We start from the raw sequence: 24,207 nt of genomic DNA, 5'->3' as shown, positions 1-24,207 counted from the left end.
GGAGGAACAGAAATGAAGAGTTTCACGCTCAGGCGTACAACCGCCGCATTGGGGCTGGCATTCGGGCTGGCGGCGGCCGCTCCCGCCCTGGCGGCCGAAGACGTGACCATCGCCGTCAATATTGCCCTGGATTCACTCGACCCCTACAACACCAATTCCACACTGGCTCAGGCGGTTGGCAAGAGCTACTATGAAGGCTTGTTCGCGTTCGACGACAAGCTTCAAGTGCAGCCACTGCTGGCGACCGGCTACGACGCCAGCGCCGACGGCCTGGTGTACACCTTCAAGCTGCGTGAAGGCGTGAAGTTCCAGGACGGCACAGACTTCAATGCCGATGCCGTAAAAGCGAACCTCGAGCGCGTACTGGACAAGTCCAACGGCCTGGCGCGCTACAACCAGTTCAGCCGCATTGACAAGGTTGAGGTCGTCGCCCCGCATACCGTCAAGATTACGCTGAAGGAGCCGTTCTCCGCATTCATCAACGCGCTCGCCCACCCGTCAGCCATGATCATCTCGCCCACCGCGCTGAAAAAATGGGGCAAAGACATCACCTTCCACCCCACCGGCACCGGCCCCTTTCAGTTTGCCGAGTGGAAGCCGGCCGAGTACCTGAGGGTGAAGAAGTTCGACGGGTACTGGCAGAAGGGCTATCCCAAGATCGACACGCTGACCTTCCGCACCGTTACAGATAACAACACGCGTGCCGCGATGGTACAGACGGGCGAGGCGCAATTCGCCTTCCCACTACCCTTCGAGCAGGCCAAGCTGCTCGAGAAAAACGACAAGCTTGAAGTCGTCGCCGCGCCGTCCATCATTGCGCGCTACATTTCAATGAACATGCTCCAGAAGCCGTTCGACGACGTGCGCGTGCGCCAGGCCGTGAACTACGCGATCAACAAAGATGCGCTCGCGAAGGTAGCTTTCGCCGGCTATGCTTTCCCCTCGGAAGGCGTGGTGCCCCAGGGCGTGAAATACGCCAAGAAGATGGAGCCATGGCCCTATGATCCCAAGAAAGCCAAAGCATTGCTGAAAGAAGCAGGCTATGCCGATGGCTTTTCCACCACGCTCTGGTCCGCATACAACGACGGCACATCGGCAAAAGTAGTGCAGTTCCTGCAGCAGCAGCTTGGACAAGTCGGCATCAAGGCATCGGTAGAGTTGCTTGAATCGGGCCAGCGTGTGCAACGCGTACAGCAGGCGCAAGACCCTAAGACCGCGCCAGTGCGCATGTACTACGCAGGCTGGTCGGCATCTACCGGCGAAGCCGATTGGGCGCTGCGCCCGCTGCTGGCAACCAGCGCATGGGCGCCTGTGTTCAACAATACGGCCTACTATTCGAACAAGCAGGTCGACAAAGATATTGCCGACGCATTGCTCACCACTGATGAAACCAAGAAGACCGCGCTGTATGCCGATGCGCAGGAGCAGATCTGGAAGGACGCCCCTTGGGCCTTCCTGACCACGATCAAACTGCTGTCGGCGCAGAGCAAGAAACTGTCCGGCTTTGTGGTCATGCCTGACGGCTCCTTCCTGTTCAAGGACGTCGACCTCACCCCCTGACCGGCAACATAGAAGGCCCGGCGTGCGCGCACGCATGCGCGGATACGCCCGCTGGGCCGCAGCAGCTCATGTTCACATACATCGTCAAACGCTTATTCGGCATGATACCCACGCTACTGCTGGTCGCAGTGGTGGTGTTCATGTTCGTACACCTCTTGCCGGGCGACCCGGCGCGCCTGGCTGCCGGCCCCGAGGCCGACCAGGCCACTGTCGAAGTCGTAAGGCACGAGCTGGGGCTGGATCTTCCACTGCCACAGCAGTTCGTGCGCTACGTCAGCCATCTGCTTCAGGGTGATTTGGGGGATTCACTTCGCACCAAACGCCCTGTTTCGGTCGAAATCTCCGAGCGCTTCATGCCAACCTTCTTGCTCACACTCACGAGCATGGCGTGGTCTGTCGTGTTCGGCCTGGTCATCGGTGTGGTGTCCGCCGTATGGCGCAACCGCCTGCCCGACCGAGCCGGCATGACGGCGGCCGTATCCGGTATTTCGTTCCCTGCCTTTGCGCTGGGCATGGTGCTGATCGAACTGTTTTCTGTGCAGTTGGGGTGGTTTCCCACTGTAGGCGCCGATACCTGGCTGCACTATGTGCTGCCGTCCATTACCCTTGGTGCCGGGGTTGCCGCCGTGATGGCCCGTTTTACCCGCGCAGCATTTATTGAAGTGATGCAGGAAGACTACGTCCGTACGGCGCGGGCTAAAGGCTTGGCCGAGCGCGTTGTGGTCGTCAAACATACCTTCCGCAACGCGCTCATCCCGGTGGTCACCATGATGGGCCTGCAGTTCGGTTTCTTGCTGGGCGGCTCTATTGTGGTCGAGGCGGTGTTTGCCTGGCCGGGCATGGGCAGCCTGCTGATCGACGCGGTCAATATGCGCGACTATCCGGTGATCCAGGGACTGATTCTGCTGTTTTCGCTGGAGTTTATACTGATCAACCTGATCGTGGACGTTCTGTACGGCCTGATCAACCCCACGATTCGCTACAAGTAGGCAACCGCCATGACGCAAGCCACATCAGCCGAACTGGCTCCGCCACCCGAACGCAATGCACCCGTACGCACGCCCATGCGGGAGTTCTCGCGCAAGTTCCGCAAACAGAAGCTCGCCGTGTTGGCGGGGATATTCGTCGTATTCCTTGTGCTTCTGGCCGTGATCGCGCCCTGGGTAGCGCCTTATGATGCCGAGAACTACTTCGACTACGATGCCCTGAACAGCCCGCCCTCGTGGGCACATTGGATGGGCGTTGATTCGCTGGGTCGGGACATCTTCAGCCGCGTACTGATGGGCGCGCGCATCTCGCTGTCGGCCGGTTTTGTGTCGGTGGCGCTGGGCGCGCTCGTCGGCACGGTGCTGGGCCTGCTGGCAGGCTACTACGAAGGCTGGTGGGACCGCATCACCATGCGCATTTCCGATGTACTGCTGGCCTTTCCGGGTATATTGCTGGCTATCGGCGTGGTTGCCGTACTGGGCTCCAGCATGGTGAACGTGATCATTGCCGTGGCGATTTTCAGTGTGCCCGCTTTCGCGCGCCTGGTGCGCGGCAGCACACTGGCGCTGAAGAATATGACGTATATCGAGGCCATGCGCAGCATCGGCGCGCCAGACCGCGTCATTATCTTCCGCCACATCCTGCCCGGTACAATTTCGCCGATTGTGGTGTATGGCACCATGCGCATCGGCACGTCCATCATTACCGCCGCCAGCCTGTCCTTCCTGGGCATGGGCGCCCAACCGCCCACACCCGAATGGGGCGCCATGCTCAATGCTGCGCGCTCAGACATGCTGCTTGCGCCGCATGTGGCAATATTTCCGGCACTGGCTATCTTCCTGACGGTGCTAGCCTTCAACCTGCTGGGTGACGGCCTGCGCGATGCGCTGGATCCCAAGATCGACCGCTGAACCGGTCGGAAACATCCGGATCACAGCGCCCCACGCCGTGTCAACGCCGCCAACACTTACGCCCGCCTTGTACTTCCCAACCGCCACGCTGAAGCGCTGACGGGCGCACAGAGCCTCAAAGCAAGACATGCAGCAAACTTCACAACTCGACGCACCTGTTACCGGCCGCCTGCCATCGGGCCCGCTCAATCTGATCACCGATGTACGCGGCGTGCGCGTCGGGCATGCAACCCTGGCCCGTGAGCGCGTCCAGACGGGCGTCACGGTCATTCATCCGCACGACGGCGATGCTTTCCTCGAACGCACGCCGGCCGCGGCAACCGTTATCAACGGCTTCGGTAAAAGTGTAGGCTTGCTACAGATGGAAGAGCTGGGCGTGATCGAAACCCCGATCGCACTCACCAATACATTCTCGGTAGGGGGAATCGCCACCGCGCAGTTGCGCCAGGCAATCGCCGAACACCCCGACATCGGCCGCGAATGGCCCACCGCAAATCCACTTGTGCTGGAATGCAATGACGGCTATCTCAACGACATTCAAGCCTTCGCGGTATGCGAGGCAGATTATCGCCTTGCATGCGCCGACACATCGACACGCTTCTTGCAGGGTTCGGTGGGCGCGGGGCGCGGCATGTCGTGCTTCGGGGTCAAGGGCGGCATCGGCTCCGCGTCGCGTGTGGCGGATATCGGCCCGGGTGCACGCCATACTGTGGGCGCGCTGGTGCTGGCCAATTTTGGCCGGCTCGCCAACCTGACCGTGCGCGGTAAAGCACTGGGGCAGATGCTGCTGCAACGCGAGGCATCCGGCCAGCAAGACCAGGTAGACCAAGGCTCCATCATTATCGTGCTGGCCGCCGACGCCCCACTCGATACGCGTCAACTGCGGCGCCTGTCCATGCGCGCGGCTGCCGGGCTGGCACGCACCGGCTCGGTGTATGGTCACGGCAGCGGCGATATCGCGCTGGCGTTCAGCACCGCGTACCGCATCCCCTTTCATGCGGCGCAGGCCATGCCTGCGGTCGCCATGCTGCACGAAACACAGTTGGACCCGCTGTTCGAAGCTGCCGCTGAAGCAACCGAGCAGGCAATTGTGAATGCCCTCTGGGCCGCCGAATCTGTTATCGGCCGCGATGGCCATCGCCGCCGCACCATCACCGAACTCATGCCCGACTGGCGCGAGGTACTTGCATGAAAATTCTTGTTTCCGTCGATATCGAAGGCGTGGCCGGGGTCACGCATGCCGAGCAGGTTCGACCCGGCAATCCCGAGTACGAACGCGCACGCGCGTGGATGACGGCCGAGGCCGACGCGGCCATACGCGGCGCGTTCGAAGGCGGTGCAACAGAAGTGCTGGTGAATGATTCACATGGGGGTTTCCGTAATCTGCTGCTGGACCGCCTGGACCCGCGCGCTTGCATGGTGACTGGCAAGCCCCGCTACCTAGGTATGATGGCAGGCTTGGAGCAAAGGTGCGATGCGGTATTCATGGTCGGCTATCATTCCGGCGCCGGTACGCGAGGCGTGCTGGCCCATACCATCAACAGCTTCGCGTTCCGCCGTGTTGCGGTCAACGGCATCGTACTAAACGAAGCGTTGCTGTACGGCGCACTGGCCGGCGAAATGAACGTACCGGTGGCTCTATTATGTGGCGATGATGTCTTCCTGGACGAAACGCTGGACCACTTCCCCGGTGCGCAATACGTGGAAACCAAGCAGGCACAGGGAAATGCCACGTGTACGTCGCTGGCGCCGGCGCGCGCCTGTGCGCTTATATACGAAGCAGCCGCCCGCGCCGTCTCGACAAGCCCAGGCCTGTGCCCTTATGCCATCGCAGAGGCTGCGTCAGGCCCGCGCTTTCGTTGTGAAGTAGAAACCCAGGCGCCGGGCCAGGCGGATTTATTCTGCCAATGGCCGGCGCTGGAGCGTACCCGCGCCAATACGCTGGCCTTCGGCTGCGACAGCATGGAGGCCGTTGTCCGTACGCTGAACTGCCTGTCGGCAATGTCGTTCATGTTGCGCTGACCGCGCCGGCTGGCACAGTACGCCGTTTCGCTGCCCCACAGGGCAAGCGCGGCCCGCCGCCGGCCGTATTGGAGGCCTCGCGGCCCCTCGCAAACAACGTGCGGGGCTTACCCGCCCACTGCTTCTGCGTCCTTCAGCCGCGCCCCGGGCCACAAAGATGGGTTCGCGCGGGCATACTGTGCGGGGTAGGCAACATCGCCGCCCAGCACGCGCGCCGCCTCGTACGGCCAGTGAGGGTTGTCAAGGAAGGCGCGGGCCATGGCAACGGCGTCGGCATCGCCCGAAGCCACGATATCTTCGGCCTGCTGCGGAGCGACGATCATGCCCACAGCCCAGACAGGGATGCCGACTGCCCGTTTGACGTGACTGGCGCAGGGAACCTGATAGCCAGGCCCCACCGGGATCTTGGCGGGCGCGACGCCACCGCTGGTGACGTCAAGGAAGGCGCAGCCAAGCGCTTCGAGCTCCATGCCGAACGCGGCGGCTTCGTCGGGCGTGATACCGCCTTCGAGCCAGTCTGTGCCAGTGATACGCACGCCGAGTGCCACGTGCGCGGGCAAGTCGTCCTTCATGGCCTCGAACACTTCGAGGGGGAAGCGCATGCGGTTGGCCAACGAGCCTCCGTATTCGTCAGTACGCTGATTGGACAGCGGCGACAGGAACTGATGCAGCAAATAGCCATGCGCAGCGTGCAGCTCGATGATGTCGAAGCCTATGCGCACGGCGCGCCGTGCGGCGTCTATAAAGGCTTTCTTGATGCGCGCCAGATCATCCGTGGTACAGGCGCGGGCCGTACCATCGTGTGTAGCAGATGGCGCCACGGTAATCCAGGGATCCGCATCCTCGCCCAGGCGGGCGCCGCCTTCCCAGGGCACCTGGCTGGAGCCTTTACGGCCGGCATGACCGAGCTGGATGGCGAACTTGGCCGCACCTGCAGTGCGGCAGAACGCAATGACGCTGGCCAGGGCCTGCTCATTGGCGTCGTTGTATAGGCCCAGGCAATGATGGGAGATGCGGCCGATGCGCTCGACGGCTGTGGCCTCGACCACGACGAGCCCCGCGCCCGAGCCGGCCAGCATGCCCAGATGCTTGAAGTGCCAAGGGCTGGCGCAGCCATCATTGGCCGAGTACTGGCACATTGGGGACACGATGATGCGGTTCGGCAAAGTGTGCTGCCCCAGTGTCAGGGGCGAGAAGAGAATACTGCTCACGGGACCTTCCTGTACAAGTGATTCACATTGATAGGGCTGGAATGCGCGGCCGCCAACAGCGGGCCAGAATGCTTATTATGGCATCAGGCGGCGGAATACGGCATGGCTTCGGCGCCCCCTCCTGTGCCCGGCCCTCGGCAATCCGTCATTCTGAACTAAAATAACGCCCTTTCGTCCCTCCTTGTGCCGTGCCGTATGGCACGGGGCGGCAATCGGCCGATACCCCGCTCGTCATCGATTTTGCGGCGCACAATACATCGGGCCGCACGCAGCCCGCGCCGCCCAGGCATCATCCGCTTCTACCATCCATGCAACACGAATCACTGCTCACCGTTGCCAGCGGCCGCTTCGAAGCGGCACGGCATCTCAATGCGCTGCCCCGCGATCACCGCATGCATGCCACGCATGGCCACGGTTTTGTCGCCACGGCGTTTGCACGCCTGGCCGAAGGCCAGGCCCCCTATCCGGGCGCCGAAGAAGGCGTATTGGGCCGCCAGATGGCTGCCTGCACGGATCTGCTGACTTACTGCGTGTTGAACGATTCGATACCCGACCCCAGCGATGAAAACATCGCGCGCTGGATCAGGGCCAGGCTGGATGTCCAAGCGGCCCGCGTCGCGGTATGGAGTACGCCGTCCCAAGGCGCCGGCATAGGCGAAGACGGCCGTGCACATCTCTGGCGTCGCTACCGCTTTCTGGCCGCACACCAACTGCCAAACGTGCCGGCAGGCCATAAATGCGGCCGCATGCACGGCCATGGCTTTGAAGTGATGATCCAGGTTGCGCAAGATGGCGGCCCCAGCACAGTTCGTGCGAGCCACGAAGACCTGGACGCTATGTGGGCGCCGTTGGCCGCGCAACTGGAATACCACTGCCTGAACGATATCGAGGGGCTGTCCAACCCCACCAGCGAAATGCTCTCGTCCTGGCTGTGGGCGCGGCTCAAGCCCGGCCTGCCGTCGCTGCAATGGGTGTCGGTGTACGAAACCGCTTCGTGCGGCGCCAGTTTCGACGGCAGCCACTACCGCATCTGGAAGGACTTCAGCATCGATTCAGCGGTGCAGTTCAAGCAGGCGCCCGAAGGCGATCCGCGTCACGCCATTCATGGCGATACCTATACTCTCCGGCTGCATCTGCATGCGCCGCTGGATGCAGTGATGGGCTGGACGGTGGATTTCGGAGACGTGAAGGCGATCTTTGCGCCGGTGTTCAAGGCACTGGACCATCATCCACTGTACGAACGCCCCGAACTGGGCGACAGCGGCACCGCATCCATCGCACGCTGGATTCTGCACGATGTTAGGCAGGACATCCCCCAACTGGCGCGGGTCGACATGTTCGGCTCGCAAGGCGGTGGTTCGGTGATCGGCTTGGATCTTTCGGGCCCGGCGCTGCCGGTGTAACGCCATGACATACGCGGTCAAAGAGATTTTTCATACGCTGCAGGGCGAAGGCCTGCAGATCGGCAAGCCGGCTGTGTTCTGCCGATTTTCCGGCTGCAACCTATGGACGGGGCGCGAGGCGGACCGCGCCGACGCAGCCTGTAGATTCTGCGATACCGATTTTGTGGGCACGGATGGCACACTGGGCGGCAAGTACCGCTCGGCCGACGCACTGGCCGACGCGATTGCATCGCTGTGGCCTGCGGATGATGCGGCCCACCGCTTGGTGGTGGCGACAGGCGGCGAGCCTCTGCTGCAACTGGATGCCCCACTGATCGATGCCTTGCACGCGAGGCAATTCCGCATCGCCGTGGAAACCAATGGCACCGTTGCGGCGCCAGCGGGCATAGACTGGCTCTGTGTCAGCCCGAAAGCGGGCGCGCCGTTGGTGCAAAAGCGTGGCGACGAACTGAAGTTGGTTTTTCCGCAGCCGGGCCTATTGCCAGGCGACCTGGATCTGGACGCCCTGCAATTTGACCACCTGCTGCTGCAACCCATGGACGGCCCCACGCGTATCCAGAATACCGATTTGGCCATCGCCTACTGCCTTGCCCATCCGCAGTGGCGGCTGTCGGTGCAGAGCCATAAATTCCTGGGTATCCGCTAACACACTACCCCAAGAAACAGGCCGCGCCTATAAACCGCCCTTCCACACGCAGAATCTATGTTCGGCTTGCGCAGGCTGGCTCACCCACCCGAAACAGGCGGGCGGCCATCGGCCACTTACGCTTCCACTGTGCCCTGCTCGCGCAGCGCTTGCAGACAAACCTGCAGCGAACGCGCCTGGCTGGCTTCGTACAGCGCAAGCTCGTCCTGCACGGGCGCGCCCAAGGCCTGCTCGAAGGCGATCTGGCTGGCATCCAACGCATAGTTGGCCTGTGCGCCATCGCCGAGGTTGGACTGGAAAATACCGGCGGCGCTGACGGGCAGAAAATCTTCGTACACCAGCGGTTCGGCGCGCAGATAGCCGTCGGCGATCAGCCCTTCCACATCGGTGTCGTCGTCGGGCGCGGGGCCCGCGTAAGCGTGGCCTTTTTCCGTCAGGAAATACCGGAAGTAGGCAAGGCCCTGCTGGCGCAGTTCGTCGTAGCTATCTGGAAACGCCGCAAAGGCCTCCTGCAGATTGCGCATGTACTCAGCGGCATTGCTGTCGGTGGGCGCGGCACCGGTGCGCTGCCGTGCGGCGTCGAGCAAGCGGTCGTATAGTGCGCGCCCCTTGCGGGTGAGCGCCGCGCCGCGCTGTTCGATCTCGCCGAATCGCGCCGTATGGCTGCCCACAGCGCGGCCGCCCTTACCATCGCTGAACCATACTTGCTCGGCCAATGCCTTGAAGCTGGTCTGGCGCAACAGAATCGGGCAGCTGCGACGCGGCGGGCCTTCGACCACGGCCTTGGCGTCGATGCCCCGGCGCGGCATCTCGGCCTGGGCCTCATCGATATCCAGCGTGCGCGGCGTCAGGTGGTTGATGTGCGGGCCCTTGAAGGCCACCACATCGGCAATCAGGCGATGCTGATTGTGCAGATCGTGGTAGTCGTCCAGGCTGGCCATGGAGTCGCCATGCCAGCGGAAAGTATGCAAGGCTTCGGACACAAACTCGCGCGCGGCCGCTTCGCCCAACCCGCCCTGCGCTTCGAACTGCGTGGTCAGCGCCAGCACACGGTCGGTGAAGATATTGCGCGCGGCCAGCAGCCGCGCAGCCTTCTCGCGCAGCGCTTCGTCGGCAATCAGTTCCAGCCGCAGCAAAGACGTAAACACGCGGAACGGGCTGACCTGCAGCGAAGCCTCATGCGTGGCGCGGAAGGCGGTGGAATGCACCGGCACGCCGGCGGGGGTAAGGTCGTAATATCCCACGGGCGTCATACCCATCACGGCGAACACGCGACGCATGGTTGCCAGCTCTTCGGGCGTGCCCAGGCGGATGGCGCCATGGCGTTCGATATCCAGACGTTCGATTTCGCCGGTGCGGGCAAGTTGGCCCGCCAGCGCAGCATCGCCAGCAAGTGTGGCAGCGTTTACTTCGGCCACCAGGTCAAGCAGTGTGCCGTAAAGCGGAACTTCCGACTTGTACATGTCGGACATGGCACGGGAGAACCAGGCGCGGATCTGGTCGGGGCTGACGTATTCAGGATTCATGACACATGCTTCAGGATTGAAAAAACGGCCTCAATCAAAGCATGTCGCCCGGCAATGGGCAATTGAAAAAAATCGCCCTATTCATTCCGAATTTTCATGTTCCGCATCCGCTTTGCCGCAGGCGCATCGCCCCCAGCCGCTTCGCCCCGCACCCAGGCCACGAACTGCCGGATCTTGGGTACCTGGGCGGCATGCTCGGCGTAGGCCACATAGTAGGCGCCGTCGCTGGGCTGCACGTAGGCCCACGGAATCACCAACTCACCCGTCTTCAGCTCGTGCTCGGCCAGCATGCGCGGCACCGCCGCAATGCCGCAACCGGCTGCGGCCGCGCGCATGCACATGCTCAATGTGTCAAAGGTGGGCCCTTGGTAGCTGCGATCAGACAAGAACTTCTGGTGCGAGAAGTAGTCGTGCCAGGCCTCTGGGCGCGTTGCGCACTGTATCAGCACCTGTTCGCTCAGATGCTCCAGGCTGCTGGCCTTGTCGCCCGGCAGGAAGCCGGGTGCGCAAAGCGGCACAACATCGGCCTCGAACAAGGGCAGGCATTCAGCCCCCGGCAGCGTGCCGTGGCCGAAGTACAGCGAAACATCTATACGCGAGTGCATCAAATCAAAAGGCTGTGTTTCGCTGCGCACCCGCAACTGGATGTCGGGGTGCGCAGCGATGAAAGCCTGAAGGCGCGGGATCAGCCAACGCGCACCGAAGGTAGGCTGCGTGCCGATAGTGAGTACTTGGGTTTCGCTGCCGTAGGTCAGGATGTAGCGCGAGGACATGTCGACCTGGTTGAGGATCTTCCTGACCTCTTCCTGATACAGCGCACCCGCCGGCGTGAGCTGCAGCCTGCGGCGCACGCGCAGGAACAGCGGCTGGCGCAGCAAGGCTTCGAGCTGCGTGATCTGCTTGCTGATCGCGCTTTGCGTGAGATGCAGCTCTTCAGCGGCGCGCGTAATACTCATGTGGCGAGCCACGGCCTCGAAACATTGCAGGGCCATCATTGACGGCATCAAACGCTTTTGCATGAATCACCGGAAAAACACGCAGCAGCGGCATGCAGCTGCGAGAACGCACCCATTATCGCGTATACGCCTTCGGGGCTTGCCCAGCGCGGGTGCATTTTTATGAAAAGCGGCCTGCGGGCGATCTCTTGCTCATGGGGCGCATCAAAACACCTTCATGTAGCGGCGCCCTCACGTGCAGGCGCCGCATTCTTAAAAGGCAGCAAATCAAGATTCAATGCCGCAGGGCCGGGCGCATCCACATCGATAATCGATACGCAGCGCTGCCCAAACGCAGCGCGAAAGTGATTTTTTGCTTTTGCGCACAGCAGGCGAACCTGGCCCAAATCGATGCCGTGCAGGGTAAACAGGCCCGGATCATGCGTTGGCGCGACCGCCTCGCTCACAATGACCTGGATTTCGGGACGATCACACACTTCCAGCAAGGCGGTGCGGCCGCAGCGGGAAAGCACGCCATGTTCCATGGGCCCTTCGTTCACAAACTCGCCCGCTGTTAACCTCACCACACGCATGCGCGCCGCCACCGGCGCGCCGAACGCGCTGCTGTGGCGCGCTCCCAGAATCGCATCATGCTCCGAACCAACACCGCCCGCATGCGCCTGTTCGACGACATCAGGCGCCGTGAAACAGGCAAACACCGAGGGCGGCAGCGAAGGGGTTTGCAGCATGGCGGCAAAAAGTGCCGGCGTATCGTTGGTGCCGCCCGATAAGGGGTTGTCGGCGGGATCGGTGATGGCGAACAGCCCCAGCTCGGTACGGGCACGCGCCACGATCATGTCCAGCGCCTCCCTGGGCGTAGGCAGGCTGACCTGGAACTCGGGCGCTAGGCGGCGCATGGTGTTCAGCAGGACGTCGGCCGCCGCTTGCGACGCAGCTTCATACCGCGCCGAACCTGTGTCCGTGACCAACACAACAGAAGCCCCAGTGTCGTACGAATCCGCATAGGGGAACCCGCCAAATACAATGGCATCCGCGATAGCGCCGCCACGCAACCCGGCAGCCTCATCCTGCAGCGTTTTCATCGGCCCCGCCTCAGTACGCATGTTAAAGCTGGGCAGAATCAAACCTGGCTTGAACACCTTGACACTGAAGCGGCGCCCCTGCTCGACCATGCCAACCAAGCCATCGAGGACACGCTCCGCCGCCTCCCGCATGTCGATATGGGGATAAGTACGATAGCCAGCGGTGACATCCAACAACGGCGCGTGACGTGGGCCGATATTGGCGTGCAGGTCAAAGCTGGCGCCCACCGGCACACCAGGCGCCGACGCCCTGACCGCCTGCAGCAGTTCGATATCCGGCGACTGCCGGGTGGCGGTTATCGCGGCACCGTGCAAGGACAAGTAAATGGCATCCCAGCGCCCCCCAGCGAGACCTTGGATGATTTCCCGCTTGAGGGTATCGAAAACATCATCTTCCATCGGGCCGGCGGGCATGGCTGACGCGCAACGCAATACAGTGACATCCCAATCCGGGCGCGTACGCGCAAAATACTCGACGGCTGCGAGTTCGGTCGCCGTGTCGCGCGCGGCCGCCAATGCCTCGACGCCTTGTGTCCATTCGCGGCGACGTACGTCATCGAACCGGCTCGGCACGGGGCTGAACGCATTGCCTTCGTACCAAAAGCGGGCGACGGCCAGCCGCTTTTTCTTGCTATTAGCCACCAGTGCACGCCCCATGGACTCAGCGCGTGCCGATGCCCGCGGCCTCGATCAGCGCGCGATACTTAGCCCGCTCCGCAGTGAGGTGCTTGCCCAGGTCGGCTGGCGTACCACCCACCGGCTGGGCCGCCAAGCGCTGCAGACGCTCGCGGCTGGCGGGCTGAGCCAGCCAGTGATTGACCGCCTCGTTCAGTTTGCTGATCACCGCTTCCGGCGTACCCGCCGGCGCCATCAGTACAAACCATGAAGTCAGGGCATAACCTGGCACGGTTTCTGCCACTGCGGGTATTTCAGGAGCCGCTGCCGAGGGTTTTGCGCTTGTCACCCCCAGCGCGACCAGCTTGCCCGAGTTGATCATGGCCAGCGCAGTAGGCAGGTTATCGCCCGAAAGTTGAATCTGGCCGGAAAGCAGATCGTTGGCAGCTTGGCTGGCGCCCTTGTATGGGATGTGCGTGATCTTGGCCCCCGTTTTTTGCTTGAGCATCTCGAGCATCAAATGGCCGGTGCTGCCCACGCCAGGCGACCCCCAGTTGAGCGCATCTGGCGCCGCCTTGGCGGCGGCAAGCAGATCTCCCACCGTCTTGAAGCCCGTTTTCGGGTTACTCAGGATCACATTGGCAACATCTGCAATATAGGCCACAGGCGCAAAGTCGCGCTCCGGTGCGAAGGCGATGTCTTTGTATACCAGCGGATTGATGGCCAGCGGGCCCGGCGTGCCCATCATCAAGGTGTAGCCGTCAGGCTTGGCCCGCGCGACCTCCGTGGCGCCTATATTGCCCCCCGCACCACCCTTGTTTTCGACGACGACGCTTTGCCCGAGCTCGCCGCTGATGCCTTCTGCCAGCAGACGCCCAAGCAGATCGGTCGTACCGCCCGCCGAGAAGGGAACGATGATACGTATGGGCTGGTCAGGCCAGGCATGCGCAGGCGTACAACCCAACGCCAGCAGGCCGCCTAGAACTGGAGCCAGCAACTTGCCGAAATAATGTCGATTGAAGCAATGCATGATTCCTCGCCTGATAAATGTGGATAAGCTGCTGTGCCAGCGCACTCGATCGACGGCCATGAGAACAGGAGGTGGAGGCGCGACGCAGACCATTGTTAGATCATATGATCCATTTTTTAATATTGCAAGATCATTTGATCTATAATGGCCAGACGATACCGTTCTCGCTCCGTTTCGGCGCTACGCCACCCTTCGTTTCGCCTCTCCCCACCATGACCAACATTCTGCACCGCACTCCCCTGCTCCCTACCCCTCCCGTGGCTGTCCAGGGCGAGGGCAGCTTCATCATTGATGCCAGCGGCAAGCGCTATTACGATGCCTGCGGCGGCGCCGCTGTGTCCTGCATTGGCCATGCTCACCCCGCAGTGGCCGATGCGGTGGCAAAGCAAGTGCGGCAGATCGAGTACGCACATACGGGCTTCTTCACCTCCGAGCCCGCCGAAGCACTGGCGGCACACCTGGCCGCACACTCGCCCACTGGGCTGGACAGCGTGTATTTTCTGTCGAGCGGTTCAGAGGCCGTCGAAACCGCACTGAAGATGGCCCGCCAGTTTCATGTCGACAACGGCGAACCTGAGCGCAGCACAATTATTTCGCGGCGCCAGAGCTACCACGGCAATACGCTGGGCGCATTAGCCATAGGCGGCAATGTCGCCCGCCGCGCACTGTATGAGCCCCTGCTTGCCTCAACAATACAGGTTACGCCCTGCTACGCCTACCGCTATCAGCACAAGCACGAGTCGACGCAGCAGTATGTGCTTCGCCTGGCCGACGAACTGGAGCAGGCCATCCTGGCCCAGCCACCGCGCACTGTTGCCGCATTCGTGGCCGAAACCGTCGTGGGCGCAACCGCAGGCGCCGTAGCGCCCGTACCGGGCTACTTTCACGCAATCCGCGACGTGTGCGACCGGTATGGGGTCTTGCTGATCCTTGACGAGGTGATGAGCGGCATGGGCCGCACCGGCACCTACCATGCTTTCGAGCAGGAAGGCGTAGAGCCCGACATTCTTTGCCTGGCCAAGGGCTTGGGCGGCGGCTTCCAGCCCATTGGCGCCGTCATGGCGCAACGGCGTATCGTAGAAACCATCGTGCAGGCATCGGGCGCCTTCATGCACGGCCATACCTACGTCGGCCACCCCGTCGCTTGCGCGGGCGCATTAGCGGTACAACAAGTGATCGAGTCCGAAGGCTTGGTTGCGCGCTGCGCCGAATTGGGGCTTGCGCTAACAGAAATGCTCGCGCAGCGGCTGGGCAGCCACCCCAATCTGGGCGAGATTCGCGGCCGCGGGCTGTTCCAGGCCGTCGAGCTGGTGGCCGACCGCGATACAGGAGCCCCCTTCGACCCGAAACACCAGATGCATGCGCGCATCAAGCGCGAAGCCATGCAGCGCGGCCTGTTGTGCTACCCCGGCGGCGGTACAATTGACGGCCGCTCAGGCGACCATGTCTTGCTGGCGCCGCCTTATACAACCAACATCAATGAGCTTTCCGCCGCCGTAGACATCCTAGCTGCCGCCATCGACGCAGCCATATCAACCACCGCCACGGCAGCCTACTGACGCCCCCACCCGGTATGGAAAAACCCCAACTGGACAGCCTCATCAAAAAAGACTTTGCGGCGCTGCCGCCGATGCTGCAGCAGGCCGCCCAGTTTGCCATCGACCATCCGCGCACGGTCGCAATGGCGTCCATGCGTCAAGTGGCGCGCGAGGCCGGCGTGCAAGCCAGCACCATGCACCGACTGGCAACGCAGCTTGGCTTCGATGGCTACGAGGCCTTCCGCAACGTCTACCGACAATGGCTCGCGCGCGGCGACACCTCGTTTTCGGCCCGCGCCACGCAATTGCAGCGCCATCGCGGCAAAGCCACGTCCCCGCTCATTCAGGACATCCTCCAGGCCGACCTCGACAACCTTGGGCAATTGCTCGACGAGACAACAGCCGGCGCGCTCACCCAAGCGCACGACGCTTTGCGCACTGCGGGGCAAATCTACGTGGTGGGGCTGCGCAGCCTGTTTCCCGCCGCCTACTATTTCAGCTATTCGTGCGGCATGTTCCTGAACAACACGGTGTTGCTTGCGGGCACCGGCGGCGGCTTCGCCGACAGCCTGCGGCGCGCCCGCGCCGGCGATGCACTGATCGTCTTCAGTTGTCAGCCCTATGCCAAGGATGCGCTGGCGGCAACCCGCTACGCCCATCGCAAGGGCGCCCGCATCATAGCGGTCACAGACAGTGCCGTGTCGCCCGTTGCCAAACTGGCCAACGTCACCATCTCGTTCAGCAACCAGACGCCCTCGCTCTTCCCGTCCGTGGTGCCTGCCCTGGCCGTCGCCCAGACACTCGTGGCAATGCTGGTCGCCAGCGGCGGCAAGACAAGCCTGAACGAAATCGCCCGCAGCGAGGCACAGCTTGCGGAGTTCGACACTTATGTGGGGCGCGGGGCCAGGGGTGGCCCGCCACAAGGCCAGTGATCACCCCAACACCGAACATTTTGTCTCACGCCTGGTCGGCGAGCCCGAGCGTCTCCTGGATGAGCTTTGGCAACAAACGACTCAAGCACTAGGGTATCCGCGCTTAGCCCTTGCTGACCTTGCCGTGCCACCCGCCCCCCAAAGCCTTGAACAGCTCAACCCTGGCGAGCAGTCGCGCCACCGTTAGCTGCACGCTTGCATCCTGGGCGGCGTATAGGGTGCGCTGCGCGTCGAGCACGGTAAGCAGGGTTTCACCGCCCATGCGGTAGCGGGCCTCGGCCAGCCGCAGGGCGGTCTGGGCCTGGTTGAGTACTTCAGTTTGTGCTGCGTGGCGCAAATCGGCTTCGCGTACGATGGTCAGGGATGTTTCGACTTCGTTGAGCGCAGTGAGAATGGCGCCGCGGTATGCGGCCAGCAACGCATCGCGCTGCGCCTGGGCCTGAACCCGCCCGGCCTTAAGGCGGCCTGCGTTGAAGATGGGCGCAAGCAGGCCAGCGGTGAGTTCGTGGAAAGGCCGCTCAAGGATGGCACCCCAGGCACTGGCGCCGCCGCCGGCCTGTGCCGTGAGCGTGAGCGCGGGCAACATGGCGGCGCGCGCTGCGGCCACGTTGGCATCGGCGGCGGCCAGCCGCTGCTCAGCTTCGGCAATATCTGGACGGTGGGTGAGGATGTCGGTTGGTACGCCGGGCGAGATATCTGTTGCGGTTATGCCCTCCAGTGTATCGGCGCTCAGCCACATGCCCTGCGGGGCGCGCCCCAACAGGATGGCAAGCGCCGACATGCTGTTCTGTGCTGTTTCGCGCACTGCGCTGAGGGCTTGGCGCTGGCTGGCGACCAGGCCGCGCTGCTGGGCCAGGTCGAGCGGCGCCGCGGCGCCTGCACGCACGCGCACTGCAACGAGGTGGAGGATGCGTTCAGCGGTTTGCAGCGCTTGCTGGGCAAAGCCCGTGCGTTCGCGTGCGGATACGGCTTGCAGGTATGTGGCGGCTACGTTGGCGGCCAACTCGAGCGCCACGGCGTCACGTGCGTATGCCGCACCCGCGGCGTCTGCAATCGCGGCATCGCGCCGGGCGGCGACGGCGCCCCAGAGGTCAACATCAAAAGAGGCTTCAATGCCCAACGACTGCTGTGCGGTCGAGGAGCGTGATCCATGCCGACCATGGCTGCTGCCGACCCGCGCACCTATCTGTGGCCATTGCGCAGCGCCTGCGGCAACGGCCAGAGCCTGTGCCTGGCGGATGCGGGCGTCGGCGGCTGCAAGGCCGAAATTTTGGGCTTGAGCATCGCGGATAAAGCGGGCCAGTTCGGCGCTGCCGAAAGTTGCCCACCATCGCGCCGTGGCCTTTGGCGCCGAGGCTGTAGCGCTCGGGGCGGACCAGGACTGCGGCAGCGCCAGCACGCGCGTGCTGGGCTCACGGGCAACCGTGCATCCAGCCATGATGACGGTGGCGCAAACAGCAATCGCGCAGCGTGAAACCCGACGCCGCACCTTGCCGGCGCACGATGCTCGGCGCCGGCTGCGATGTACCACTGAAGACGCGGCGCCGAAGCATGTCGCCCTGGTGTGCAACACTGGGGGCATGGCTCGGGCGAGCGGCTTGCACCCGGCATATCGATAGGCCGAGGATAGGGGTGGCGTGGCTACTATGGTTGAACCCATATTTGTGGCCAGCTTCGTTGTCATAGTCGTCATTGTTTTATCAACTTGTGCGAAAAACCTTGGCCTTCAGGCCTGAGGCATTGGCTGCAGCCGGCAATGAATGACCAGCTTTACCGGGACACCGTGGGCACTGACATACAACGGCCGCTCACACGCCAGCCAGCGCAACAACAGGATCGAGCCGCGCCGCGGTGCGGGCTGGCATATAACCGAATAACAGGCCTGTGGCGATGGCGCAGCCAAAAGCGCCCGCCATGGCCCTGACTGACACCACCGCGGGCACGCCAGCCATCAACAGGCCGGTGCAGACCACAACCGCCAGCACAATGCCCGCCACCCCGCCCATTAGGGTAAGCAGCATGGATTCGGTTAAAAACTGGCGCAGAATGTCGCGCTCTCGCGCACCCGTTGCCACGCGAATGCCGATCTCACGGGTGCGTTCGCGCACTGTCATCAGCATGACGTTCATGACGCCGATGCCGCCCACCGCCAGCGACACCAGTGCGATAAGGCCCAGCATCATCGTCATGGTGTCGCGGGTGGCCATTTCGGCCCGTATCCACGCCGCGGCGTTGGCGATGGAGAAGTCTTCGCGACCGCCATGACGAAGGCGAAGCACATCCTGCACCGCTTTCTCGACCCGCAGCACGTCATGGGCAGCACTCGCATCAATCACTACGTAGTCGGGCTGCGTTTGCGCCTGATATACCCTGGCGCGCCCCGACTGATAGGGGATGAAAACCATCCTGTCGTAGTCCTCCGCCCCTGACATCGAACCGCGCTCGCTCATGACGCCAATGATTTCAAAAGGCGAGTTGCCTATCAGCAGCAGCCGGCCCAGCGGATCACCCCCGTCGGGGAAGAACTGGGCGTGCGCCTTGCTGCCCAAGACGGCCACCGGCGCCAGGGACAGGTCTTCGTGGCGCGTATAGTACCTACCCACCGCAACGCGCCAATGATGCACGTCGGGCATTTCATGGCTGGCGGAGAACACATATACGCTACGCTCGGCATTGCGGTATCGCACCGAGACAGGGTCGCCGATCACCGGCATGACGCGGTGCACACCCCTTACATGCGCGATGGCATCGAGGTCGTCTGGCGTCAGCGTTCCGGCCGGACCACCGGACGGCGGCACGCGGCTGCCCAAATACATGATATTGGTGCCCAACGTGCCCATCTGCGCGGCCACCCGCTGCCGCGCGCCCTCGCCCACCGCCAGCATGACGATGACGGCAGCCACGCCGATGACAATACCGAGAAGCGTCAGCGCGGTTCGCACCCGATTTACGCACATACCGCGCCAGGCGCCTCGGGCTGCCTCGCGCAGATCGGCCCATATACTGGCGCCCTCTGTAGCGCTGAGCGGAACGGAGGTGTTCTGCAACCAGCCGCCTGAAGCGCCTGCCTCAGGCGGCCCAGGCGCCGCGCCGCCGCTTGAATCGCTGACGATGCAGCCATCGCTGATTTCGATGATGCGCGACGCCTGGGCCGCCACGGCGCGGTCATGCGTGATCAACACAACTGTATGGCCTTCGGCGGCAAGCTCACGCAACAAGGCCATCACTTGCGCGCCGCTTTGCGTATCAAGCGCGCCGGTGGGCTCGTCGGCAAGTATGATGCTGCCGCCGTTCATGAGTGCGCGGGCGATGGATACACGCTGCTGCTGCCCGCCCGACAACTGATGCGGACGGTGGCCGAGCTTTCCCTCCAGGCCCAGCTTCGCCAACAGGACGGCCGCGCGGCTGCTGCGGCTGGCCTGAGGCCAGCCAGCATAGACAGCTGGCACCTCTACGTTTTCTTGGGCTGTTTCGGTGGAGATCAGGTGATAGCCTTGGAAAACAAAGCCGAACGCGGATCGGCGCAACGCGGCAAGCTCGTCTGACGACAGGGTACCGACGTCGCGCCCGCCAAAGCGATAGGTGCCGGCGCTGGGGCGGTCCAGGCAACCTAGTATGTGCATGAGCGTGGATTTACCTGACCCCGACGCACCAACGACAGCCACGAATTCGCCCGCATGAATGGACAGCTCAATGCCCCGCAGCACCTCTACATGAGGCTGACCTGCAGTGCCGCCGTACGCTTTACGGATGCCGCTTAGTTGGATGAGTGGGCAGGCACCTGGAGCCCCAACGCCTTCGTTTACCATTGCAGCCATTTTTCCCCTCCATCGCTGGCGGCGGGGCCGGTCACGACCAGCTCGCCCGGCCGCAAGCCATCGACCACTTGTGCGGCAATGCGGCTGCGCACACCCGTGACGATCTCCCGCTGGGCCGGGCCGCCCCTGCGGCCCAACACATGAACCGTATAGTGATCAGGCTGGCCGCCGGCCACGAGCGCTGTCAGTGGCACCAACAGCGCGTCTTCGACCCGCGCGACAACGAACGTTACCTGCGCAGTCATCTGGGGCATAAGCACGCCGTCGGCATTGTCGACATCGAACAGCACGGTGTACATCACCGCCTTACTGGCTGCCTGTTGCTGCACACCAGCAGGGCCTTCACCTGAAGACGGCATGCCCTGCGGAGAGGGCAACACCTGGCGCACCGTGCCATGCCAACGCCGCGCGGCGTCGTCGCCGCCAGCGCCCAGCGTGGTGAAGTAAACCGGCATGCCTGCCTTGACGCGCCCGATGTCTGCCTCGGAGACCTCGGTCCAGACCGTCATACCGGAGAGATCGGCAACGCGCAGGATATTGGGCGTTTGATATGCCGCATTCAGCGTCTGCCCTGCGCGTGCATAAACCGCAACAACAGTGCCCTCCATGGGCGCATAGATGCGCGTGTAGCCCAGCCGCGCCTCGTCGGCCTTGAGCGTCGCCCGCACCTGCGCGATCTGGGCTCTCAGGTGATCAGCACGGGCAGCGGCCGAGGCTACAGCGGCTTCGGCCACCTGTACGTCTTCGTCGCGCGTGGCCCCTTCACGCGCCAACAAAGTGTGGCGGTTGTATTGGCGCTGCGCCAGCCTGTGCTGGGCCAGTTGGTCTTGCAACTGCGCGCGCAGCCCTGCAACCTGCGCACGACCCGCGTCGACCGCCGCCTGCTGTACGCTGGGATCGATCTCGACCAACAAGTCACCCTTTGCCACCTTGTCGCCCGGCTTGATGTGAAGGCGATTGATCTGCCCCGACACTTGCGCCCCAACATCCACATACTGGCGCGGCTGCAGCACACCGATGGCTGCGACGCTTGCCTCAAGCGCCCCCCGCACAACCGGCGCGGACGGATACACCGGTGCCTGCCGCCGCGCGTTCCAGATAACAATGGCCACGATTGCCAGAAGCAAGACCAGTGCCATTGCCATAGGGCGCCAGCCTGCGCCTTTGCGTTGAAGTTGCATCATCATCAGTAGCGGATATCCAGGCCAGCCTTGATGGAACGCGGCGCGCCATAGTAGGAGTAGCCGCTGGTCGTGTAGTAGACCTTGTCGAAAACGTTATACAGATTGGCGTATACCGACACCCTGCGGCTGATGTCGTAGCGCGCCATGAGGTCGACCAGCGCGTAACCGCCCTGGGTGACACGCGCCTTGCGCGAGCCGATGTTGTCGCTGTAGATGCGGTTTTGCCAACGCAGCCCGCCGCCCACGGTCAAGCCACCGCCAATACCCGGGATGCGATAGGTGGTGAACAATTTGAAGGTGTTTTGCGGTATTTGGGTATTGAGCGATGTATGGTTTCGATCTTGCGAGAGTGCACGCGTGTAACTGGCCGATGCCTGCCAGTTGCGCGCGAGTTGCCCGGCGAGTTCGAGTTCGAAACCGCGCGTGCGTGCGCCCGCGACGGCTTCGTAGGCGGTTGAACCGTCGGGGGCGAGCTGCCCCGGCAGAGCCACGGCGAAATTGTCTTGCTGGATCAGGAACACTGCCCCCGCGACGTTGAGCAGCCCATCCATGAATTCGCCTTTCAGGCCGGCTTCATAGCTGTTGCCAACGAGCGGATCGAGTGTCTTGCCGCTGAGGCCCTTTTTGTTCTGGGGCTTGAAGATGTTGGTGTAGCTGGCATAGGCAGACCACTGATCGTTGAGGTCGTAGACAACACCCAGGTATGGCGTAATGCGGCCGGACTCAGCGCGATGCTCAAAACGCGCGGGCTTACCGATGGGATAGGTAGCCTTGCTCTGGCGCCAGTTGGTGACACGGGCACCCGCGATGACGGCTAGTTGATCGGTGGGGCGCAGGCGTACTGTGGCATAGGCGCTGGCGACATTCTCACGCTCGCGTCGGTTGCCGTTCGACGGGTTAGGGGGCTCGGCCGGCGTGCGGCCATCCCACGTGTAGATATTAGGGATCGCATTGCTCCAGCCCGAAAAGTACCAGAGGTTGTAGTTGGGCGCGCGATCGGTGACGCGAGATGCGGTGACGCCGACTGCTGCGTCATGCCTGCGCCCAAACAGCTGGAAAGGCCCTTTCGCGGATAGGTCGAGCGTGTGTTGCGTGGGTTTGCCGCGCCAGCGACCGGCCCACAGGCCGAGACCTGCGCCCGTGACTTTGTCGGGCGCGCCAAACATCGCGTAGCCCAGCTTCTCGTCATAGACGTTGACGGCATTGCTGTAAATGGCCTTTAGCCGCCAGCCGTTTTCCAGCCGATGCTCCAACGACGCGAACAAGTCTTGGGTGCGGCGCTTGCCATATGCCCAGACAGCCGCGGCCGAGTCGCTGCGGCCCCAGTGCGCACGCGTACCATCGGAATAGAACGGCGGCCGCGCTGACCGCGCATGCCCGGTGGCATCATGCTGCTGGTAAGCGAAACCCAGTGTTGCCAGCGTCGACTCGCCAAGGTCGGCCTCGAGGATGCCGTATAGCACGCTCGCCCGCTCTTCGAGGCGATCTATGTAGGATTGGTTTTTTTGGCGGGCAACGACCAGCCTGCCCCGTAGCGACCCCGATTCGTTCAGTGGCGTGGAGATGTCCGCCTGGCCACGGTAGTAGTCCCAGGCACCGGCCTCTGCCTTGAGCGACGCATGGAAGCCGTGTGTAGGCCGTTTGCGGATCTGGTTGATGGTAGCGCCAGGCGACCCTACGCCGTTCATCAGGCCGGTGGCGCCGCGCACCACCTCGACCCTGTCGTATATGGCCATATCGTTAGCCTGGAAGATAGAACTATAGCTGCTGTACACCAACCCCACGCCATCAACCTGAAAATTCTCGACCCGGAAGCCGCGTGCGTAGGTAACGCTCTGGTCGGTGGCCGTGTTGGCGCTGGAGCTGTAAGTAAGGCCGGGCGTTTGGGCGATGACATCGGTGAGTTGGTTCAGCCCCTGGTCGTCCATGCGTTGACGGGTCATCGTGCTGACAGACTGCGGGGTGTCGCGCGGCGCCAGGCCCAGTGGCGTGGCCGTCTCGGCAGCCGGCGCGGTATAGGCGCCTGTGCCTTCGGTGGGAGCAGCGGATTGCCTCTGGCCGCTTACCGTTATCGGCGCCAACCGCGCAGCAAAACCCCGCTGCGCCAGCACAGGTGTTTGGGCGAAGCCTAGTACGAGGGCGACCAGGAATGCCTGCGCGCGCAAGCGGGATAAGTGCTGGCCCCCCGAAGCACGCGCAGGCATATGAAGGGGTGACGGGCGAGAAGCTGCAGGAGTAAGGCGGCACACAACGGAGAAGCGGGCGCCGCCAAAGACCGGCGAGCTTGCCGGCATGGGTGCGCGTGGAAAATGCGTATTCATGATGCGAGAGACCCTGAGTGAAACGGCCGACGCATGGACGCACTGCCTGCGTCGACAACGCTGGCCGCTTCGGTGAACAGAAAGGCCCTGCACTGCCGTGCGGGGCCGGCGCTCAATTACAGGGGCCGCACCGCCAGGCGAGAGGATGGGAAAGACGGCACGCGGCCTGCGGGGTTTGTATAGCCGACGTTATTGGCCTGAAACCCTGATCGGCAGGCACGACAATAAGACGGATGCGTGCACGGAACATGAGGCGGGAGGAGACTCGCGGAGCCAGAATAAAAACAGAACGCGAGGATTATCGCAAACTATTCTCAATTGTGAAATAGCTAATACAGCCGGCGCGGCAGGGCTGATTCCCGCGTTGAAAAATGTGTATTGTGCGATTGGAGAGGTGCCACGCAAGGCCCGGGCTGCAAGGCATGTAATGCCAGTGAGCGTGCAATGAAAATCCGCCGCCGCACC

18 protein-coding genes are annotated in these 24,207 nt (G+C 63.0%); 9 read left to right on the top strand and 9 right to left on the bottom strand.

Features of this window, described 5'->3' with window-relative positions; all coding sequences use genetic code 11:
- Window positions 1-12 precede the first annotated feature (12 nt).
- The 5 genes from gsiB (at window position 13) to LOL23_RS12360 (ending at window position 5,480) form a co-directional block, all read left to right on the top strand.
- Window positions 13-1,560 carry a glutathione ABC transporter substrate-binding protein GsiB gene (gsiB, locus tag LOL23_RS12380; protein ID WP_160980994.1) on the top strand — a complete coding sequence of 516 codons (1,548 nt, stop codon included), beginning with the start codon at window positions 13-15 and terminating at the stop codon, window positions 1,558-1,560.
- A gap of 68 nt (window positions 1,561-1,628) precedes the next feature.
- The gene (gene gsiC, locus LOL23_RS12375) at window positions 1,629-2,549 is read left to right on the top strand and encodes a glutathione ABC transporter permease GsiC (protein ID WP_160980996.1); all 921 of its coding nucleotides are present in this window, start codon (window positions 1,629-1,631) and stop codon (window positions 2,547-2,549) included.
- Window positions 2,550-2,558: 9 nt separating this feature from the next.
- Window positions 2,559-3,458 (top strand): glutathione ABC transporter permease GsiD, encoded by a 900-nt coding sequence (gene gsiD, locus LOL23_RS12370; RefSeq protein ID WP_237173672.1) that lies wholly within the window; start codon window positions 2,559-2,561, stop codon window positions 3,456-3,458.
- A gap of 127 nt (window positions 3,459-3,585) precedes the next feature.
- A complete protein-coding gene (locus LOL23_RS12365; protein WP_160981000.1) occupies window positions 3,586-4,650 on the top strand; it encodes a DmpA family aminopeptidase in 1,065 nt (354 codons plus the stop codon).
- Window positions 4,647-5,480: a M55 family metallopeptidase gene (locus tag LOL23_RS12360; RefSeq protein ID WP_160981002.1), complete on the top strand. Its 834-nt coding sequence runs from the start codon at window positions 4,647-4,649 to the stop codon at window positions 5,478-5,480. The genes LOL23_RS12365 and LOL23_RS12360 overlap by 4 nt, the downstream gene beginning before the upstream one ends.
- A 107-nt stretch (window positions 5,481-5,587) precedes the next feature.
- Here the strand turns inward: LOL23_RS12360 and LOL23_RS12355 are convergent, their stop codons facing one another.
- Window positions 5,588-6,691 (bottom strand): NADH:flavin oxidoreductase/NADH oxidase, encoded by a 1,104-nt coding sequence (locus LOL23_RS12355; RefSeq protein WP_160981004.1) that lies wholly within the window; start codon window positions 6,689-6,691, stop codon window positions 5,588-5,590.
- Window positions 6,692-6,999: 308 nt separating this feature from the next.
- Between LOL23_RS12355 and LOL23_RS12350 the strand changes: the two genes are divergently transcribed.
- Together LOL23_RS12350 and queE are read left to right on the top strand one after the other, a co-directional pair.
- Window positions 7,000-8,094: a 6-carboxytetrahydropterin synthase gene (locus tag LOL23_RS12350; protein WP_160981006.1), complete on the top strand. Its 1,095-nt coding sequence runs from the start codon at window positions 7,000-7,002 to the stop codon at window positions 8,092-8,094.
- Window positions 8,095-8,098: 4 nt separating this feature from the next.
- Window positions 8,099-8,740 carry a 7-carboxy-7-deazaguanine synthase gene (queE, locus tag LOL23_RS12345; RefSeq protein WP_160981008.1) on the top strand — a complete coding sequence of 214 codons (642 nt, stop codon included), beginning with the start codon at window positions 8,099-8,101 and terminating at the stop codon, window positions 8,738-8,740.
- A 116-nt stretch (window positions 8,741-8,856) separates the two neighbouring features.
- On the opposite strand, the gene hglS is transcribed toward queE, so the two are convergent.
- The 4 genes from hglS to LOL23_RS12325 all read right to left on the bottom strand — a co-directional run bounded on the left by hglS (window position 8,857) and on the right by LOL23_RS12325 (window position 13,949).
- Window positions 8,857-10,266: a 2-oxoadipate dioxygenase/decarboxylase HglS gene (gene hglS, locus LOL23_RS12340; protein ID WP_160981010.1), complete on the bottom strand. Its 1,410-nt coding sequence runs from the start codon at window positions 10,264-10,266 to the stop codon at window positions 8,857-8,859.
- Between the two features lie 77 nt (window positions 10,267-10,343).
- The gene (locus tag LOL23_RS12335) at window positions 10,344-11,222 is read right to left on the bottom strand and encodes a LysR substrate-binding domain-containing protein (RefSeq protein ID WP_237173671.1); all 879 of its coding nucleotides are present in this window, start codon (window positions 11,220-11,222) and stop codon (window positions 10,344-10,346) included.
- 215 nt (window positions 11,223-11,437) lie between these two features.
- Window positions 11,438-12,961 (bottom strand): M81 family metallopeptidase, encoded by a 1,524-nt coding sequence (locus LOL23_RS12330; RefSeq protein ID WP_237173670.1) that lies wholly within the window; start codon window positions 12,959-12,961, stop codon window positions 11,438-11,440.
- A gap of 4 nt (window positions 12,962-12,965) precedes the next feature.
- The gene (locus tag LOL23_RS12325; RefSeq protein WP_237173669.1) at window positions 12,966-13,949 is read right to left on the bottom strand and encodes a Bug family tripartite tricarboxylate transporter substrate binding protein; all 984 of its coding nucleotides are present in this window, start codon (window positions 13,947-13,949) and stop codon (window positions 12,966-12,968) included.
- A 212-nt stretch (window positions 13,950-14,161) separates the two neighbouring features.
- Between LOL23_RS12325 and LOL23_RS12320 the strand changes: the two genes are divergently transcribed.
- Both LOL23_RS12320 and LOL23_RS12315 read left to right on the top strand, forming a co-directional pair.
- Window positions 14,162-15,508 carry an aspartate aminotransferase family protein gene (locus LOL23_RS12320; RefSeq protein ID WP_160981018.1) on the top strand — a complete coding sequence of 449 codons (1,347 nt, stop codon included), beginning with the start codon at window positions 14,162-14,164 and terminating at the stop codon, window positions 15,506-15,508.
- A 14-nt stretch (window positions 15,509-15,522) separates the two neighbouring features.
- Window positions 15,523-16,419, top strand: coding sequence for a MurR/RpiR family transcriptional regulator (locus LOL23_RS12315; protein ID WP_160981020.1), 897 nt, complete (start codon window positions 15,523-15,525; stop codon window positions 16,417-16,419).
- A gap of 103 nt (window positions 16,420-16,522) precedes the next feature.
- Here the strand turns inward: LOL23_RS12315 and LOL23_RS12310 are convergent, their stop codons facing one another.
- The 4 genes from LOL23_RS12310 to LOL23_RS12295 form a co-directional block, all read right to left on the bottom strand.
- Entirely contained in the window at window positions 16,523-17,857 is a 1,335-nt protein-coding gene (locus LOL23_RS12310; protein WP_237173668.1) for an efflux transporter outer membrane subunit, read from the bottom strand.
- Between the two features lie 370 nt (window positions 17,858-18,227).
- Window positions 18,228-20,237 (bottom strand): ABC transporter permease, encoded by a 2,010-nt coding sequence (locus LOL23_RS12305; protein ID WP_305072130.1) that lies wholly within the window; start codon window positions 20,235-20,237, stop codon window positions 18,228-18,230.
- The gene (locus tag LOL23_RS12300; RefSeq protein ID WP_237173667.1) at window positions 20,222-21,424 is read right to left on the bottom strand and encodes an efflux RND transporter periplasmic adaptor subunit; all 1,203 of its coding nucleotides are present in this window, start codon (window positions 21,422-21,424) and stop codon (window positions 20,222-20,224) included. Before LOL23_RS12300 ends, LOL23_RS12305 begins: the two co-directional genes overlap by 16 nt.
- Entirely contained in the window at window positions 21,424-23,625 is a 2,202-nt protein-coding gene (locus LOL23_RS12295) for a TonB-dependent siderophore receptor (protein WP_237173666.1), read from the bottom strand. Before LOL23_RS12295 ends, LOL23_RS12300 begins: the two co-directional genes overlap by 1 nt.
- Window positions 23,626-24,207: the final 582 nt, after the last annotated feature.

Origin of the sequence: Paracandidimonas lactea, from assembly GCF_021653995.1 — a bacterium.
GTDB classification, from domain to species: Bacteria; Pseudomonadota; Gammaproteobacteria; order Burkholderiales; family Burkholderiaceae_B; genus Allopusillimonas; species Allopusillimonas lactea.
This window is presented reverse-complemented; position numbering and strand designations above follow the sequence as displayed.

Coding starts and splice junctions, on each gene's coding strand:
- gsiB (WP_160980994.1), top strand. CDS start 13: ATGAAGAGTTTCACGCTCAGGCGTACAACCGCCGCATTGGGGCTGGCA.
- gsiC (WP_160980996.1), top strand. CDS start 1,629: ATGTTCACATACATCGTCAAACGCTTATTCGGCATGATACCCACGCTA.
- gsiD (WP_237173672.1), top strand. CDS start 2,559: ATGACGCAAGCCACATCAGCCGAACTGGCTCCGCCACCCGAACGCAAT.
- LOL23_RS12365 (WP_160981000.1), top strand. CDS start 3,586: ATGCAGCAAACTTCACAACTCGACGCACCTGTTACCGGCCGCCTGCCA.
- LOL23_RS12360 (WP_160981002.1), top strand. CDS start 4,647: ATGAAAATTCTTGTTTCCGTCGATATCGAAGGCGTGGCCGGGGTCACG.
- LOL23_RS12350 (WP_160981006.1), top strand. CDS start 7,000: ATGCAACACGAATCACTGCTCACCGTTGCCAGCGGCCGCTTCGAAGCG.
- queE (WP_160981008.1), top strand. CDS start 8,099: ATGACATACGCGGTCAAAGAGATTTTTCATACGCTGCAGGGCGAAGGC.
- hglS (WP_160981010.1), bottom strand. CDS start 10,266: ATGAATCCTGAATACGTCAGCCCCGACCAGATCCGCGCCTGGTTCTCC.
- LOL23_RS12335 (WP_237173671.1), bottom strand. CDS start 11,222: ATGAGTATTACGCGCGCCGCTGAAGAGCTGCATCTCACGCAAAGCGCG.
- LOL23_RS12330 (WP_237173670.1), bottom strand. CDS start 12,961: ATGGGGCGTGCACTGGTGGCTAATAGCAAGAAAAAGCGGCTGGCCGTC.
- LOL23_RS12325 (WP_237173669.1), bottom strand. CDS start 13,949: ATGCATTGCTTCAATCGACATTATTTCGGCAAGTTGCTGGCTCCAGTT.
- LOL23_RS12320 (WP_160981018.1), top strand. CDS start 14,162: ATGACCAACATTCTGCACCGCACTCCCCTGCTCCCTACCCCTCCCGTG.
- LOL23_RS12315 (WP_160981020.1), top strand. CDS start 15,523: ATGGAAAAACCCCAACTGGACAGCCTCATCAAAAAAGACTTTGCGGCG.
- LOL23_RS12310 (WP_237173668.1), bottom strand. CDS start 17,857: ATGGCTGGATGCACGGTTGCCCGTGAGCCCAGCACGCGCGTGCTGGCG.
- LOL23_RS12305 (WP_305072130.1), bottom strand. CDS start 20,237: ATGGCTGCAATGGTAAACGAAGGCGTTGGGGCTCCAGGTGCCTGCCCA.
- LOL23_RS12300 (WP_237173667.1), bottom strand. CDS start 21,424: ATGATGATGCAACTTCAACGCAAAGGCGCAGGCTGGCGCCCTATGGCA.
- LOL23_RS12295 (WP_237173666.1), bottom strand. CDS start 23,625: ATGCCTGCGCGTGCTTCGGGGGGCCAGCACTTATCCCGCTTGCGCGCG.